Raw genomic sequence first — 16,574 nt, 5'->3', positions numbered from 1 at the left:
TGTTTTTACCACCGATTTCGCCACCCCTTCGCCACCACAATGAGGGGGAGGGCGCTTCGGCCCACGACGAACGTACGACACCGGCACCGCGTACGGCGGAGCGGGGCGAGGAAGGAGCGAGTCGCATGGACGACCGCACGATGCAGCTCGGCGGGGGCCGCCAGCCGGCGGCGATCCAGGGGTTCTCGGTGCCCGCCGGCATGACGGGACTGCGGCGGGCGATGGCGCTGTGCTGGATGTCGATGGCGGCTTTCGGCCGTTCCCTCGCCGTGTCCGGTGCGATCAGCCTGGTCGGTCCGGGCCTGGGCATGGTGCCACGGGCCATGGAGGGGGTGCGCTCCCTGGCCGCGCACCAGCGCGAACTCGCCCGGCGCTGGGCGGGGGTGGAGATCCCGGGCCCGCCCGGACCACTGCCGCCCGCGCCCGCGGGTGCCTCCGGTGCGGTCGCCCGCTACCGCTGGATCATGAGCGACCCGCAGACGCGGCGTGAGTACGTCTGGGTCCTCGCCGACCCGCTCGCCGGCGGCTTCCTGGCCTTCTTCCCGCTCGCGCTGATCCTCAGCGGCCTATGGGGCGTCTTCCTCGCCTTCTTCGGGGTTCCGCTGTCCACCGAGTGGGACGGCCTGTGGTACCAGTTCATCCCGATCGAGGGCCAGACGACGGCGGTCCTCGCCGGTGTCCTGGGGTTGCTCCAGCTGCCGCTGGCCCTGTGGGCGGCGCCGCGCGCGGTGCGCCGGCACGCCCTGTACACGAGGGCCATGCTCGCGCCGAGCGAGAGCGAGATCATGGCCAGCCGGATCCAGCACCTGGCCGCCACCCGCTCCGACGCGGTGGACACGCAGATGGCCGAGATCCGCCGGATCGAGCGGGACCTCCACGACGGCGCCCAGGCCCGCCTGGTTGCCATGGGCATGACCTTGGACGCGGCCGAGCACCTGCTGGAGACCAACCCCGAGGCCGTCCGCGCCCTGCTCATCGAGGCCCGCCAGTCCTCCTCCGCGGCCCTGGAGGAACTGCGCAACCTGGTCCGCGGCATCCACCCACCCGTCCTCGCCGACCGGGGACTCGCCGACGCCGTACGGGCGTTGGCGATGGTCTGCCCGGTACGCACCGAGGTACAGGTCGACCTGCCGGGCCGCCCGGAGATGCCGGTGGAGTCCGCCGCCTACTTCGCCATCTCCGAGATCCTCACCAATGTCGCAAAGCATGCGCGGGCCGACCGGGCGTGGATCGATCTTCGTTACGATCGCGGCATGCTCCACATCACCGTCACCGACGACGGTCACGGCGGCGCCGACGCCTCCCGCGGCACCGGCCTGCGGGGCATCGAGCGGCGGCTCGCCACCTTCGACGGCGTGCTGGCCCTGAGCAGTCCGGTCAACGGGCCGACGATGGTGACGATGGAGATCCCGTGCGTATTGTCCTCGCCGAAGACCACTTCCTCCTGAGGGACGGGCTGATCCGCCTGCTGGGGGCCTACGGCCACGACGTGGTGGCCGCCGTGGACAACGGCACCGACCTGCTCGAGGCGCTGGGCCGGGAACAGCCGGACGTCGCCGTCGTCGACGTCCGGCTGCCGCCGAACTTCACCGACGAGGGCCTGCGCGCCGTCCTGGCCGCGCGCAAGGAGAATCCGGACCTCGCGGTGCTCCTGCTCTCCCAGTACGTCGAACCCCTCTACGCCCGCGAGCTGCTCACCAGCGGCGGCCGGGGCGTCGGCTACATGCTCAAGGACCGCGTCACCAACGGTGCCCAGTTCCTGGACTCCATCCAGCGGGTCGCCGCGGGCGGCACGGCCATGGACCCCGACGTCATCTCCCAGCTGCTGGTCCGCAAGGAGCGCGACGAGTCCGTCGGGAGTCTGACCGAACGGGAGCGCGAGGTGCTCGAACTCCTCGCCCAGGGCCGCTCCAACGCCGGCATCGCGGCGGGCCTGTTCGTCACCGAGAAGGCCGTCGCCAAGCACATCAGCAACATCTTCACCAAGCTGGGCCTGCTCCCGACGGACGGCGACAACCGCCGGGTGCTGGCCGTCCTGACCTACCTGGACCAGTGACCCGGCGGCCCGGGAGACACAGCGGGCCGCGCCCCGTCCGGCCGGACGGGACACGGCCCCGGGGTGCCGGGCCCTGGCGGATCAGTACCGCGGGCGGTTGAACCACGCCGACGCGGCGCCGGTGACCATCGACGCCAGGATGATGCCGGCCATGGCCAGCGAGATCAGCCCGAAGAAGGTCGCGGAGCCGTTCCCCCCGTTGACCATGTTGGTGATGCCGCCGAGGATCATCAGACCCGCGTAGACGATCGTCGTGATGCGGATGCCGCTGCCACCGTTCTTGAACTTCACGCCCAGGAAGATCGACAGCGCGCCCAGACCGACCAGCAGGGCCGCGAACAGGTAGCCAAGACCGGCCAGGCCGTCGGTGCTGTCACCGGAGCCGACGCCGTTGGACACGTCCTGGACGGCGCCGACCGTCGCACCGATGATGAAACCGGCCAGGATCTGGAAACCGGACAGGACGAACAGCAGCACCCGGGCGGTCTTCATCAGGCCGGGCATCTCCATCGGGACGCCGTAGCCGGGCTGCTGGAACGGCGGCGCGGCCGGGTAGCCGTAACCGGGCTGGCCCTGCGGCGCGGCCGGGTAGCCGTAGCCGGGCTGGCCCTGCGGGGGCTGGGGCGGGTATCCGGGCTGCTGGCCCTGCGGCGCGCCGTAGGGGTTGTTCGGGTCGCCAAAGCTCATGGCGGTCTTTCCTCCGTTTGCTCAAGTGCGGGGACGACGCGCGGCACGGTGCGGAGGAAAGTTCTACAGATGCGGTCCGTCCCCCCGGTACTGCCCGCGGCACTGTGAGCTCATCGTCTTTTAACAGGCTCTTACTTGTCCAGCCGCAAGCCCCGGGCGTTGTGCAAGTGCAACATCGATGATCACGGGAAACACCCACCGGATTGGTACCGAGGCCGGGTCATCCGCGAGGATGGGACCCATGACCGCCCAGATTCTCGATGGCAAGGCCACCGCAGCCGCGATCAAGTCCGATCTGACCGCCCGCGTGGCGGCGCTGAAGGAGAAGGGCGTCACGCCCGGCCTCGGCACGATCCTGGTCGGGGACGACCCCGGCAGCCAGAAGTACGTCGCCGGCAAGCACCGCGACTGCGCCCAGGTGGGCATCGCCTCCATCCAGCGCGAGCTGCCGGCCACCGCCACCCAGGAGGAGATCGAGGCGGTCGTCCGCGAGCTGAACGAGGACCCCGCCTGCACCGGTTACATCGTCCAGCTGCCGCTGCCCAAGGGCATCGACGAGAACCGCGTCCTGGAACTCATGGACCCGGCCAAGGACGCCGACGGCCTGCACCCCACCAACCTCGGCCGCCTCGTGCTGAACGAGCCGGCCCCGCTGCCCTGCACCCCCAACGGCATCCTCACCCTGCTGCGGGCCCACGGCGTGGAGATCAAGGGCGCCGAGGTCGTGGTCGTCGGCCGCGGTGTCACCATCGGCCGCCCGATGCCGCTGCTGCTCACCCGGCGCAGCGAGAACGCGACCGTCACCCAGTGCCACACCGGCACCCGTGACCTCTCCGCCCACCTGAAGCGGGCCGACATCATCATCGCCGCGGCCGGGTCCCCGCACCTGATCCGCGCCGAGGACGTCAAGCCGGGCGCCGCCGTCCTGGACGTCGGCGTCTCCCGCAACGCCGAGGGCAAGATCGTCGGCGATGTCCACCCGGACGTGGCCGGCGTGGCCGCGTGGATCTCCCCCAACCCCGGCGGAGTCGGCCCGATGACCCGGGCGCTGCTGCTGGTCAACGTGGTCGAGGCGGCGGAGCGCAGTGCCGGCTGAGGACACCCGCGAGCCCGCGGAACCGACCGTGCGTGACGCGATCAGCGCCCCCGACGCCGAGGGGCGCCCGCGTCGCGTCACCCGCCGATTCCCGCTGTTCACGCGGGACACCGCCCGGCCGGAGGGCGGCGGCCGGGCCGCGCCCGGCGACGCCCCGGCGCCCGCCCGCCAGTGGCCCCTGCTCGTGGTGCTGTCGGCGGTCGCGCTCGGCCTGCTGCTGACCGCGCTGGACCTGTTCCGGGTCGGCACCCTGCTGATCGGCGCCGCCCTGCTGGCCGGCGCGGTCATACGCTGGGCACTGCCCAGCGTGGGCATGCTCGCCGTCCGCTCCCGCTTCACGGACATCGCCACCTACGGCATCCTCGGCCTGGCGATCGTGCTGCTGGCGATGATGGCCCAGCCCAAACCGTGGCTGGAGATCCCGTTCCTGAAGGACACCCTGCACCTCACGGTCACCAAATAGCGCCGTCCGCACGTCAGGTGGCCCGCGCCCCCCGGGGGACGCGGGCCACGCCCGTATCCCCTGCCGACGATCACGCCCAGGGAACTGGGATCCTTGGACGCGTGTACGGAACACGGGGGGAAGAGGGGAGGAGGGGGAAGCGATGCCTCGCTGGAAAACCCTGCCGAAGGACATGGATCCGCAGATCACGGAGTTCACCGAGCGGATGCGGCGGCTCGTGGACCACAGCGGCCTGAGCGTCGCGGAGCTGGCCGACAGTACGGGGTACAGCAGGACGTCCTGGGAGCGGTACCTGGGCGGCCGGCTCCTCGCACCCAAGGGCGCGGTCGTCGCGCTGGCCGAGACCACCGGCGCCCACACCGTCGACCTGACCACCCTGTGGGAGCTGGCCGAACGCGCCTGGAGCCGGGCGGAGTCGGGGCATGACAGCACGATGGAGGCGATCCGCGTCGCCCGGACCCGGGCCGCGCACGACGGCCTCACCCCGACGGCCGACCCGACCACGGGCACGGGGACCGGCGACGGCGGGACGGGGCGCCGCGGTGGCGCCGCCCCGGGGGGCCGCGGCGGTTCCGGTACGAGCGCCGGTGGCGGCCCGGGCGCTGGGGCGAGCGGTGGTTCCGCGCCGGGAGCCGACAGCGACGCCGGGACCGGAGCCCGTGACGGCTCCGGCGCGGCGGCCGATGGTGTTCCCGCGTCCGGCAGTAACTCCTGGGGGCTGGCCGGGTACCGGGGGCCGTCGAAGGCGACCGTCCGCCCGGGGAGCGGCTCCCCGACCCGCCCGGCCGGCCTCACCGGCCCGTCGGGCACCGCCGCCCTGACCTTGGGCACCGCGGCCCCGGGCACGCCCACCGGCACCCCGGGCACGCCCACCGGCAACCCGGGCACGCCCACCGGCACCCCGGGGGCCCCCGCCGCCCCGAAGCGGCCCGTGTCCACCGGCACCCCGGGCGCTCCCGCCGGGACGCCAGGCACCGCCGCCCCGAAGTGGCCCGTGTCCACCGGCACCCCGGGCGCCCCCGCCGGAACACCAGGCACCGCCGTCCCGACCCCGCCCACCGGCACCTCGGTCACCCCGAACGGCACCCCGGCCACTCCCATCCCGAACCCGCCGGGCACCCCCGGCCGTACGCGGGCCCCCCGCGGTGGGCAGCCGGCGACCGGGCACTCGGACCCGGCGAGCCCGACCGGCCCGGCGAGCGCCTCGAGCCCCGTGCCCCCCAAGCGGCAGCAAGTGCTGATGTTCTTCGCGGGGATGGCCGGCGTGCTCGTCATCATCGCCGGTGTCTTCCTGCTGACCCACCGGGACGGCGGCGGTCACCGGGGCAAGGGCGCGGCCCCGTCGGCCCCGTCGGCCCGTACCCGGCCGAGCCTGCCGCCGGGCGTGAAGTGCGCCGGCTCCGCCTGCACCGGCAAGGACGCCGAGGCGATGGGGTGCAGCGGCGACCTGGTGACGACCGCGAAGTCCGTCACCCTCGGCACCACCGTCCTGGAGGTCCGCTACAGCAGGACGTGCGGCACGGTCTGGGGCCGGATCACCGGCGGCGCGCCCGGCGACACCGTGCGGCTCACCGTGGGCGGGGTCCGGCAGTCGGGTGACATCACCGCGGCCGGGGACACCATCGCGTACACCCCGATGGCCGCCGTGCGGGACCCGGCGCGGTCGCGGGCCTGCGCCACACTCGCCTCGGGACGCTCGGGCTGCACCAACTAGCCGCGCACCAGGGCGGAGGAGGAAATTCCGCGCCGGTACGCATGCCGTGAGCGCAACCGGGGCAGGTGTGCGATACCCCCACGGGAGTCCGGCCCACCGGTACCCCCATCGGCGGCCGTCCTGGTTCACCCCCCCCCCGAACGGACGGCCGCCTTTTCACGTGCCTCACCGGCCGCGCTCCCGGTGAGGCGTACACCCGGTGAATCCTGTGGGCTGAGCCACACAGCCCCGTACGTCTCGCATGCCGGATGCGCGATAGCCTGACCGCTGGATCTCTCTTGATGCCAAGAGATCGATCATCCGCCCGGGGCAGGGACGCCCCACCGCCAGCTGTCATACGGAGAACGCCATGACCCGCACTCCCGTGAACGTCACCGTCACCGGCGCGGCCGGCCAGATCGGTTACGCCCTGCTCTTCCGCATCGCCTCCGGCCAGCTGCTCGGCGCGGACGTGCCGGTCAAGCTGCGCCTGCTGGAGATCACCCCGGCGCTCAAGGCGGCCGAGGGCACGGCCATGGAGCTGGACGACTGCGCCTTCCCGCTGCTCCAGGGCATCGACATCACCGACGACCCGAACGTCGCCTTCGACGGCGCCAACGTGGCCCTCCTGGTGGGTGCCCGCCCGCGCACGAAGGGCATGGAGCGCGGCGATCTGCTGGAGGCCAACGGCGGCATCTTCAAGCCGCAGGGCAAGGCCATCAACGACCACGCGGCGGACGACATCAAGGTTCTCGTCGTCGGCAACCCGGCCAACACCAACGCGCTCATCGCGCAGGCCGCCGCGCCGGACGTACCGGCCGAGCGCTTCACCGCGATGACCCGTCTGGACCACAACCGCGCGCTGACCCAGCTCGCGAAGAAGACGGGCACCGCGGTCGCCGACATCAAGCGCCTGACCATCTGGGGCAACCACTCCGCGACCCAGTACCCGGACATCTTCCACGCCACGGTCGCCGGCAAGAACGCCGCCGAGGCCGTGAACGACGAGAAGTGGCTGGCCGAGGACTTCATCCCGACCGTCGCCAAGCGCGGTGCCGCGATCATCGAGGCCCGGGGCGCGTCCTCCGCCGCCTCCGCCGCCAACGCGGCCATCGACCACGTGTACACCTGGGTCAACGGCACCGCCGAGGGCGACTGGACCTCCATGGGCATCCCGTCGGACGGCTCCTACGGCGTCCCGGAGGGCCTGATCTCCTCGTTCCCGGTCACCACCGAGAACGGCACGTACAAGATCGTCCAGGGCCTGGACATCAACGAGTTCTCCCGTGCCCGCATCGACGCCTCCGTCAAGGAGCTGGCGGAGGAGCGCGAGGCGGTCCGCGGTCTCGGCCTCCTCTGATCCGACGTGGTGCGACCCGGCGGCCGTAGGCTATAGTTGATCACGCACCGGCCGCCGGGAAACCGGCACCAGGTGATGCGTTGGTGGTCCAAGGAAAGACGCCCCGCTTCCTGCGGGGAGATGCAGGTGCAAGGCCTGCCCGGCGCTCCACACACGAGGTCCCCTTCCGCGATGAGCGGGAGGGGACCTCGTCGTTCCGGCCCGGCCGTCACCCCCGGCCGTCACCTCTCCCGCCGGAGCACCTCGGCCGCGGGCCGGTCGGTGTCCTCGCACCGCCCGTTCAGCCGGTGCACGACCACCCACCGCCCGTCCTCCCTCGCCCCGGCGAACACCGACGCGCCCCCCCGGTGGCGCCGTTGTGCCACCGCTGCGGCCCGGCCGACTGCCGGCTCACCGGGGCTCGCCCAGCCGTCGCTCCACCAGCAGCCGTACGACGGGAGCAGCCGTACGACGAGAGCGCCGACGGCGCGCGGCGTCGCCCACGGGCCGCTCGCCGGGAGGATCGCGCCGCGCGGCCGGCTGCGCGGCCCGGTCGACGACGCCCTCGCCGCGCTCGGTCCGGACCGCCTGGTGGGTGGCGTCGGCATCTATCCGTCCTCCCTGTTCCTGCTGCGCGACACCGAGCTGATCGGGCTGTCAGCCCGATGGGGCCGCCCGTTGGCCGATTCCCTCGGCCTGCTCACCTTCGCGATCCCGCTCCCGCTGCGGGCCGTCCCGATCGGCTTCGCCTGGCGTCCGCGGCACGACGCCGACCCGGCCGCTGCCTGGCTGCGGGGCCGTGCCAGGGAGGCGATCCGCCAGGATCCGGCCGCCGATCAGACCGTCCCGGCCCCTTCCAGGCCCCTGTCGAGGCCCGCCTTTGTCACCTTTTCATACACATTGTCAGTGACGCGGAGCACTTTCGGCCATCGATTGCGCATGCGTGGCAGGCGTCTGGGCAGGCGACCGCGGTCCCCGAGCGTGACCTGCGTGTGACACAGGGGTACCGAACAGGAACGGAAGGCAACACCGATCATGGCGGACAGAACGGAACGACACCCTCAGGCGACCGTCCACGCGGGCGGCGAGTGGCTGGAAGCGATCTCCGGCGCGACCCGCGAGATCCTCGACCCCGCGGACGCCCGGCCCTTCGCCGTGGTCGCGGAGGGCGACGAGAAGGACGCCGAACGTGCGGTGGCCGCCGCCCGGCAAGCCTTCGACCACGGCCCCTGGCCCCGTACCCCGGTCGCCGACCGCGCCGCCCTGCTGCGCCGCGTCGCCGGTCTCCTCGTCCGCGACCGCGAGGAACTCGGCCTGCTGGAGAGCCGGGACGCGGGCAAGACCGTCGAGGAGGGCCGCGTCGACATCGACTGCGTCGCCGACGCCTTCCGCTACTTCGCCGACCTGGTCGCCGCCGAGGCACCCGGCCGGGTCGTCGACGCCGGCTCGCCCGACATCCACAGCGTGGTCGTCCACGAACCGGTCGGCGTCTGCGCGCTGATCACCCCCTGGAACTACCCGCTCCTCCAGGCCAGCTGGAAGATCGCCCCGGCGCTCGCCGCCGGCAACACCTTCGTGATCAAGCCCAGCGAGATCACCCCGATGACCACGATCGCGCTGATCGGACTGCTGGCCGAGGCCGGACTGCCCGAGGGCGTCGCCAACCTCGTCACCGGCCCCGGCCACACCGTCGGCGCCCGGCTCGCCGAACACCCCGGCGTCGACCTCGTCTCCTTCACCGGCGGTCTCGCCAGCGGCATCAAGGTCGCCCAGGCCGCCGCGCCCACCGTCAAGAAGGTCGCCCTGGAACTCGGCGGCAAGAATCCCAACGTGGTCTTCGCCGACGCCTGCGCCACCGAGGAGGGCTTCGACACCGCCGTCGACCAGGCCCTCAACGCGGCCTTCATCCACAGCGGCCAGGTCTGCTCGGCCGGTGCCCGCCTCATCGTCGAGGAACCGGTCCGCGAGCGCTTCGTCGCCGAACTCGCCCGCCGCGCCACGAAGATCCGCCTGGGCCGCGGCACCGAGGACGGCGTCGAGTGCGGCCCGCTCGTCTCCGAGCAGCAGCGCACCAAGACCGAGTCGTACGTCGCCTCCGCGCTGGCGGAGGGTGCGGTGCTGCGCTGCGGAGGGAAGCGGCCCGCACCGTCGCCGGCCCGCCCGGAGACCGGCTACTTCTACGAGCCGACCGTCCTCGACGCCTGTCACCGCGAGATGAAGGTCGTCCGCGAGGAGGTGTTCGGCCCGGTCCTCACCGTCGAGACCTTCCGGACGGAGGAGGAGGCGGTGTTCCTCGCCAACGACACCGAGTACGGCCTCGCCGGCGCCGTCTGGACCACCGACCCCGGCCGCGCCCGGCGCGTCGCCGCCCGGCTGCGTCACGGCACCGTCTGGATCAACGACTTCCACCCCTATCTGCCGCAGGCGGAGTGGGGCGGCTTCGGCAGGAGCGGCACCGGCCGCGAACTCGGCCCCGCCGGGCTCGCCGAGTACCGCGAGAGCAAGCACGTCTACCAGAACCTGGCGCCCGCGCCGGTCCGCTGGTTCGCCGGCTGAGCCCCCGCCCGACCCCTTCCACACCTCCGGAGCAGCACCCCCATGTCCCACACCCCCCACCTCTACGACTACGTCGTCATCGGCGGCGGCACCGCGGGCTCCGTCATCGCCTCCCGCCTCACCGAGAACCCGGACGTCACCGTCGCCGTCATCGAGGGCGGCCCGAGCGACGTCGGCCGCGACGACGTCCTCACCCTGCGCCGCTGGATGGGCCTGCTCGGCGGCGAACTCGACTACGACTACCCGACGGTGGAGCAGCCCCGCGGCAACTCCCACATCCGGCACAGCCGCGCCCGCGTCCTGGGCGGCTGCTCCTCGCACAACACCCTCATCTCGTTCAAGCCCCTGCCCTCCGACTGGGACGAGTGGGAGGCGGCCGGCGCCAAGGGCTGGGGCGCCGTCCCCATGGAGGCCTACTTCGCCCGCCTCAAGAACAACATCGTCTCCGTCGACGAGAAGGACCGGAACGCCATCGCCCGCGACTTCGTGGACGCCGCCCGGTCCGCACTCGGGGTACCCGAGGTCGAGGGCTTCAACCGCGCGCCCTTCACCGAAGGCGCGGGCTTCTTCGACCTCGCCTACCACCCCGAGGACAACAAGCGCTCCTCCGCCTCCGTGGCCTACCTGCACCCCGTCCTGGACGAGCGCCCCAACCTCCACCTCTTCCTGGAGACCTGGGCGTACCGGCTGGAACTGGACGGCACCCGCGCCGAGGGCGTCCACGTGCGCACCAAGGACGGCGAGGAACTGCTGATCCGGGCCCGCCACGAGGTCGTCCTGTGCGCGGGCGCCGTCGACACCCCGCGACTGCTGCTCCACTCGGGCATCGGCCCCGCCGAGGACCTCACGGCGCTCGGCATCCCGGTCGCGCACGACCTGCCGGGCGTCGGCGAGAATCTGCTCGACCACCCGGAGTCGGTGATCGTCTGGGAGACCCACGGCCCGATCCCGGAGAACTCCGCGATGGACTCCGACGCGGGCCTGTTCGTGCGCCGCGACCCCGGGCACGCGGGCCCGGACCTGATGTTCCACTTCTACCAGATCCCGTTCACCGACAACCCCGAGCGCCTCGGCTACGAACGCCCGGCGTACGGGGTCTCGATGACCCCCAACATCCCCAAGCCGAAGAGCCGCGGCCGGCTCTACCTCACCAGCGCCGACCCGTCGGTGAAGCCCGCGCTGGACTTCCGGTACTTCACCGACGAGGACGACTACGACGCCCGGACCCTCGTCGACGGCATCCGCATCGCCCGTGAGATCGCCAAGGCCGAGCCGCTGGCCGGCTGGCTCAAGCGCGAGGTCTGCCCCGGCCCGGAGATCCTCGGCGACGCGGAGCTGAGCAAGTACGCCCGCAAGGCCGCGCACACCGTCTACCACCCGGCCGGCACCTGCAAGATGGGCGCCGCCGACGACGAACTCGCCGTGGTCGACCCGGAACTGAGGATCCGCGGTCTGTCCGGCATTCGCATCGCCGACGCGTCCGTCTTCCCCACCATGACCGCCGTGAACCCGATGATCGGGGTGCTCATGGTCGGGGAGAAGGCCGTCGACCTGATCGGAGGCGATCCCCGATGACTCCCACCGTCCCCACCCGCAAGCCCCCCACCACCGACGCTCCCGTCTTCTCGGTCTCCGGCCTGTGGAAGGTGTTCGGGCCCAAGTCCGACCGCGTCCCGGCCGACCCCGAGCTCAATCAGCTGAACCCGGCCGACCTGCGCGCCCGCACCGGCTGCACGGCCGCCGTCCGCGACGTCTCCTTCGACGTCCGCAAGGGCGAGGTCTTCGTCGTGATGGGCCTGTCCGGCTCCGGCAAGTCCACGCTGGTCCGCTGCCTGACCCGGCTGATCGAACCCACCGCCGGCGCCATCGCCATCGACGGCGAGGACGTCCGCGCGATGGACCGCACCCGCCTGCGCGAACTGCGCCGCCACCGCGCCGCGATGGTCTTCCAGCACTTCGGACTGCTCCCGCACCGCACGGTCCTCGACAACGTCGCCTACGGCCTGGAGATCCAGGGCGTAGGCCGAGCCGAACGCCGCGAGCGGGCCGCCGAGTTCGTCGCCAAGGTCGGCCTCGACGGCATGGAGAAGCGCCGCCCCGGCCAGCTCTCCGGCGGCCAGCGCCAGCGTGTGGGCCTGGCCCGGGCCCTGGCCGTGGACCCCGAGGTCCTGCTCTTCGACGAGCCGTTCAGCGCCCTCGACCCGCTCATCCGCCGCGACATGCAGGACGAGGTGGCCCGCCTGCACCGCGAGGAGGGCCGCACGATGGTCTTCATCACCCACGACCTGAGCGAGGCGCTGAAACTCGGCGACCGCATCGCCCTCATGCGCGACGGCCGGGTGGTCCAGCTGGGCACACCCGAGGAGATCGTGGGCTCTCCCGCCGACGACTACGTCCGCGAGTTCGTCCGCGAGGTCCCGCGCGAACAGGTGATGACGGTGCGTACGGCGATGCGGCCCGCGTCCGCGGAGGAGGCCGGCAGCGGTCCCGCGCTCCGCCCGGAGGCCACGGTGGCGGAGGCGATCGAGGCGGTGGCCAGGGCGGGCGCCCCGGCCCGGGTCATGAACGCGGGCGCGTGCATGGGCGTGGTCGACCACGAGCAGCTCCTCGGTGTCGTCGCCGGCATACCGACGGCAGCCGACACGGCCGGCCCGACGCCGACCGACATGCCCGGCAGCCCGGCCGCCACCGACATGCCCGGCACCCCGGCCGCCACCGGCACGTCAGGCGCCCCGGCCGGCGGCGGCGCCCCCGGCTTCGGCGGCACCACCGGCACCGGCACCGGCATCAACGCCTCCCGTACCGCCGACGCCGCCCCGGACCCCCGTGCCGCCGGGCCGGCGTCCGTCCCCGGCAGGACGGCGCCCGGCCGGCACCGGCAGGCGGCACCGCCCGGTGCCCGTACCAGCCCGGAGGCCACGCCCCCGCCCGGTGCCCGTACCAGCCCGGAGGCCGTGTGATGGCAACGCTCACCGTCCCCACCTCCCGCACCGGCACCCCCCGCCTTCTGAGGAGCAGAGCCGCCGGCAAGCTCCTCCTGCTCGCCGTCCTCGCCGCCGTCCTCGCTCCCTGGGCCGCCACCCACTGGCCCGGCGCCGCCTGGCCCCACGAGCTGACGGTCAGCCTCACCAAGCCCCTCGCCACGGCCAGCGACTGGGTCATGGACAACCGGGACAGCCACCCGCTGTTCCTCTACTTCTTCGGCTACATCAGCAACGCCGTCATCTGGGCCGTCCGCGCCGTCTACCTCACCCTGCTCGCCGCGGGCTGGGCCGGCGTCACCGCGTTGGGGGCGCTCACCGCCTGGCGTCTGGGCGGCGCCCGTCTCGCCGCCGGTACCGCGGTCGCCGTCCTGGCCTGCGGAGCGCTCGGCATGTGGGTGCCGACGATGCAGACCCTCGCCCTGATGGTGGTCGCCGTGCTCGCCTCCGTCGCCGTGGGCACCGTCCTCGGTCTCGGCGCCGGCCTCTCCGACCGGCTGGACCGCGCCCTGCGCCCGGTCCTGGACACCATGCAGGTGCTCCCCGCGTTCGCCTACCTCCTCCCCGTCGTCCTGGTCTTCGGCATCGGCGTCCCCGCGGCCGTCCTCGCCACCGTCGTCTACGCCGCCCCGCCGATGGCCCGCCTCACCTCGCTCGGCCTGCGCGGCGCCGACCCCGAAGTCCTGGAGGCCGTGGAGTCGCTCGGCTCCACCTCGCGTCAGCGGCTGCTGACCGCCCGGGTCCCGCTGGCCCGCAAGGAGCTCCTCCTCGGCCTCAACCAGACGATCATGATGGCGCTGTCCATGGCCGTCATCGCCGCGGTCATCGGCGCCGGCGGCCTCGGCGACCGCGTCTACCAGGCCCTCGCCTCGGTCGACGTCGGCGCGGCCCTCGCGGCCGGCATCCCGATCGTGCTGCTGGCGGTGGTCCTGGACCGCGTCACCGGCGCCGCCGGCGCCGGCACCCCGGCCACCGGCCGCACCCGCACGATCGGCTGGCCGTACGCCCTGGCCGTCACCGTCGCCGCGGCCCTCGCCGCCCGCCTCCTCGGCGCGCTCGACTGGCCCTCCGGGTGGACGCTGGCCATCGCCGGGCCGGTCAACCGCTGCGTCGACTGGATGACCTCCCACCTGTACTCCGGCGTCCCGGTCATCGGCGGCACGGCCGACTGGGCGGGCCACTTCACCACCTGGGTCCTGGACCCCGTACGCGACGGCCTCCAGTGGCTGCCCTGGTGGTCGGTGCTGCTCGTCGTCGCCGCCCTGGCCTGGCTGATCGGCACCTGGCGGACCGCGCTGACCGCCGTCCTCGCCATGGCGGCGATCGGTGTGCTCGGCGTGTGGGAACCGTCCCTGGACACCCTCTCGCAGGTGCTCGCCGCGGTCGCCGTGACCCTCGTCCTGGGCTTCGCCACCGGCATCGCCGCGGCCCGCAGCGACCGGGTCGAGCGGGCCCTGCGACCCGTGCTGGACGTGTGCCAGACGATGCCGCAGTTCGTGTACCTCATCCCGGTCGTCGCCCTGTTCGGCGTCGGCCGCGCCCCCGCCGTCGCGGCGGCCGTCGTCTACGCCCTCCCGGCCGTCGTCCGGATCACCGCGCAGGGCCTGCGCCAGGTCGACGAGGCCGCGCTGGAGTCCGCGCGCTCGCTCGGCGCGACCGGCCGCCAGCAACTGTGGCAGGTCCAGCTCCCGCTGGCCCGGCGCTCACTGCTGCTCGCCGTCAACCAGGGCGTCGTCCTGGTGCTGGCCGTGGTCATCATCGGCGGCCTGGTCGGCGGCGGCGCCCTCGGCTACGACGTCGCCTTCGGCCTCGCCCAGGGCGACCTGGCGACCGGCCTGGTCGCCGGCGCCGCGATCGTCTGCCTGGGCCTGATGCTGGACCGGGTGACGCAGCCGACCGAGCGGCCCGTGCGGAAGGGAGCCTGACATGCGACGACGTACGACCGCCCTGGTGGGCGCGCTGACGCTGCTGACCGCGACCGGCTGCGGCGCCGCCGACATGACGAAGCAGGCCAGTCCGTTCGCCAACGCCAAGGGCTCGAAGACGGTCACCCTGTCCGTGCAGTCCTGGGTGGGCGCGCAGGCCGACGTGGCCGTCGCCCAGTACCTTCTCGAACACAAGCTGGGCTACCGCGTCGACACCGTCCAGGTCGACGAGGTGCCCGCATGGGACGCGCTCAGCCAGGGCCGGGTCGACGCCCTGCTGGAGGACTGGGGCCACCCGGACCAGGAGAAGCGGTACGTCCACGACAAGAGGACGATCGCCCCCGGCGGCGGCCTCGGGGTGACCGGTCACATCGGCTGGTACGTGCCGACGTACCTCGTCAAGCAGCACCCGGACATCACCGACTGGAAGAACCTGAACAAGTACGCGTCCCTCTTCCGCACCGCGGAGAGCGGCGGCAAGGGCCAGCTGATGGACGGCTCCCCGTCCTACGTCACCAACGACAAGGCGCTGGTGAAGAACCTGAAGCTGGACTACCAGGTCGTCTTCGCCGGGTCCGAGGCGGCGCAGATCACGCAGATCAAGCAGTTCGCCAAGGACAAGAAACCGTTCCTGACGTACTGGTACGCGCCCCAGTGGCTGTTCGAGAAGGTCCCCATGACGGAGGTGAAGCTGCCGCCGTACAAGGAGGGCTGCGACGCGGACGCGGCGAAGGTCGCCTGCGCCTACCCGCACACCCCGCTCCAGAAGTACCTCAACGCCGGATTCGCGAGGGACGGCGGCCGGGCCGCGGCCTTCCTGAAGAAGTTCCGGTGGACCACCGAGGACCAGAACCAGGTCTCGCTGATGATCGCCGAGCAGAAGATGGACCCGGCCCAGGCGGCGCGGAAGTGGGTGGACAGCCACCCCGACGTGTGGAAGCGGTGGCTGTCCTGACCCTCCTCAGCCGCGCAGACCGCGGGCGATCTCGCCCAGTGCGGCGTACGCCCGGTGCTGGAATCCCGGCCCGAACGTGACGCGGGTGGCCCCGAGTTCGCCGAGCGCGGCGGGCGAGGGGCCGTCCCCGTCCAGCCGGGCCAGGGCGTTCAGCGGACCCTGGATGCCGGAGCGCAGCAGCGGCAGCACGGCGGGCGGGGCCATGATCGGATAGACGCAGTCCGCGCCCGCCGCCACGTACGACGCGGCCCGTTCGATGGCCCGTTCGGGGTCGCCGTCGCCGTGGAGGAAGACGTCGACGCGGGCGTTGACGAAGAGCCGGTCCGCGGCGGCCGAGCGGACCTCGGCGAGGTACTCGGCGTGCGCGTGCCGGTCCTTGAGGACACCCCCGGCGTCCGAGTCCTCAAGGTTGCACCCCACCGCCCCCGCCTCGAGCAGCCGCTCCACCAGTTCCTTCGGCGCGAGCCCGTACCCGTCCTCGACGTCCGCCGACACCGGCACGTCCACCGCCCGCGTGATCCGGGCGACAGCCGCGAACATCTCGCCGGCCGGGGTGGCCCCGTCCTCGTACCCGAGCGCGGCGGCCACCCCGGCGCTCGGCGTGGCCAGCGCCGGGAACCCGGCCGCCGCGAACACCCGCGCGCCGGCCGCGTCCCAGGGGCCGGGCAGCACCAGCGGCGCACCCGGCGCGCGCCTGACGTGCAGGGCGCGGAACTCGTCCACCTTGCTCACGGCCGGTGCCCCCCCGATCCGCCGCGGCGGCCGGCCCTCGGCTGGTTCCGGCCGTTGCTGAGGGTGACCAGCCGCGGCAGCTGTGCACGGC

14 protein-coding genes are annotated in these 16,574 nt (G+C 73.1%); 12 read left to right on the top strand and 2 right to left on the bottom strand.

Going from position 1 to position 16,574, the window contains the following annotated elements; translation table 11 throughout:
• The first annotated feature begins 125 nt into the window (after positions 1-125).
• Both AB0F03_RS11430 and AB0F03_RS11425 read left to right on the top strand, forming a co-directional pair.
• On the top strand, positions 126-1,448 hold the full coding sequence (locus AB0F03_RS11430; protein WP_361989068.1) for a sensor domain-containing protein: 1,323 nt from the start codon (positions 126-128) through the stop codon (positions 1,446-1,448).
• A complete protein-coding gene (locus AB0F03_RS11425) occupies positions 1,412-2,056 on the top strand; it encodes a response regulator transcription factor (RefSeq protein WP_361989065.1) in 645 nt (214 codons plus the stop codon). The genes AB0F03_RS11430 and AB0F03_RS11425 overlap by 37 nt, the downstream gene beginning before the upstream one ends.
• Positions 2,057-2,137: 81 nt before the next feature.
• On the opposite strand, the gene AB0F03_RS11420 is transcribed toward AB0F03_RS11425, so the two are convergent.
• Complete coding sequence (locus tag AB0F03_RS11420; RefSeq protein ID WP_361989062.1) at positions 2,138-2,743, bottom strand: hypothetical protein; 606 nt, start codon at positions 2,741-2,743, stop codon at positions 2,138-2,140.
• A 241-nt stretch (positions 2,744-2,984) separates the two neighbouring features.
• Between AB0F03_RS11420 and AB0F03_RS11415 the strand changes: the two genes are divergently transcribed.
• From AB0F03_RS11415 to AB0F03_RS11370, 10 genes are all read left to right on the top strand, one after another.
• The gene (locus tag AB0F03_RS11415; protein ID WP_361989059.1) at positions 2,985-3,839 is read left to right on the top strand and encodes a bifunctional methylenetetrahydrofolate dehydrogenase/methenyltetrahydrofolate cyclohydrolase; all 855 of its coding nucleotides are present in this window, start codon (positions 2,985-2,987) and stop codon (positions 3,837-3,839) included.
• Complete coding sequence (locus AB0F03_RS11410; RefSeq protein ID WP_361989056.1) at positions 3,829-4,302, top strand: DUF3017 domain-containing protein; 474 nt, start codon at positions 3,829-3,831, stop codon at positions 4,300-4,302. Before AB0F03_RS11415 ends, AB0F03_RS11410 begins: the two co-directional genes overlap by 11 nt.
• 142 nt (positions 4,303-4,444) lie before the next feature.
• Complete coding sequence (locus AB0F03_RS11405) at positions 4,445-6,016, top strand: DUF2690 domain-containing protein (protein WP_361989053.1); 1,572 nt, start codon at positions 4,445-4,447, stop codon at positions 6,014-6,016.
• Between the two features lie 349 nt (positions 6,017-6,365).
• A complete protein-coding gene (locus AB0F03_RS11400; RefSeq protein WP_361989050.1) occupies positions 6,366-7,355 on the top strand; it encodes a malate dehydrogenase in 990 nt (329 codons plus the stop codon).
• A gap of 171 nt (positions 7,356-7,526) precedes the next feature.
• Positions 7,527-8,330, top strand: coding sequence for a hypothetical protein (locus tag AB0F03_RS11395; RefSeq protein ID WP_361989047.1), 804 nt, complete (start codon positions 7,527-7,529; stop codon positions 8,328-8,330).
• A 39-nt stretch (positions 8,331-8,369) separates the two neighbouring features.
• Positions 8,370-9,890, top strand: a complete 1,521-nt coding sequence (locus tag AB0F03_RS11390; protein WP_361989044.1) for an aldehyde dehydrogenase family protein — start codon at positions 8,370-8,372, stop codon at positions 9,888-9,890.
• Between the two features lie 42 nt (positions 9,891-9,932).
• Positions 9,933-11,465 carry a GMC oxidoreductase gene (locus tag AB0F03_RS11385; RefSeq protein ID WP_361989042.1) on the top strand — a complete coding sequence of 511 codons (1,533 nt, stop codon included), beginning with the start codon at positions 9,933-9,935 and terminating at the stop codon, positions 11,463-11,465.
• A complete protein-coding gene (locus AB0F03_RS11380; RefSeq protein ID WP_361989039.1) occupies positions 11,462-12,850 on the top strand; it encodes a glycine betaine/L-proline ABC transporter ATP-binding protein in 1,389 nt (462 codons plus the stop codon). The genes AB0F03_RS11385 and AB0F03_RS11380 overlap by 4 nt, the downstream gene beginning before the upstream one ends.
• Entirely contained in the window at positions 12,850-14,796 is a 1,947-nt protein-coding gene (locus tag AB0F03_RS11375) for an ABC transporter permease subunit (protein WP_361989036.1), read from the top strand. Before AB0F03_RS11380 ends, AB0F03_RS11375 begins: the two co-directional genes overlap by 1 nt.
• Before the next feature lies 1 nt (position 14,797).
• On the top strand, positions 14,798-15,751 hold the full coding sequence (locus AB0F03_RS11370; protein ID WP_361989034.1) for an ABC transporter substrate-binding protein: 954 nt from the start codon (positions 14,798-14,800) through the stop codon (positions 15,749-15,751).
• Between the two features lie 6 nt (positions 15,752-15,757).
• Here the strand turns inward: AB0F03_RS11370 and AB0F03_RS11365 are convergent, their stop codons facing one another.
• Positions 15,758-16,483: an isocitrate lyase/phosphoenolpyruvate mutase family protein gene (locus AB0F03_RS11365; RefSeq protein ID WP_361989031.1), complete on the bottom strand. Its 726-nt coding sequence runs from the start codon at positions 16,481-16,483 to the stop codon at positions 15,758-15,760.
• Between the last annotated feature and the right edge of the window lie 91 nt (positions 16,484-16,574).

The organism is Streptomyces sp. NPDC028722, from assembly GCF_040637655.1.
Classification (GTDB): Bacteria; Actinomycetota; Actinomycetes; order Streptomycetales; family Streptomycetaceae; genus Streptomyces.
This window is presented reverse-complemented; position numbering and strand designations above follow the sequence as displayed.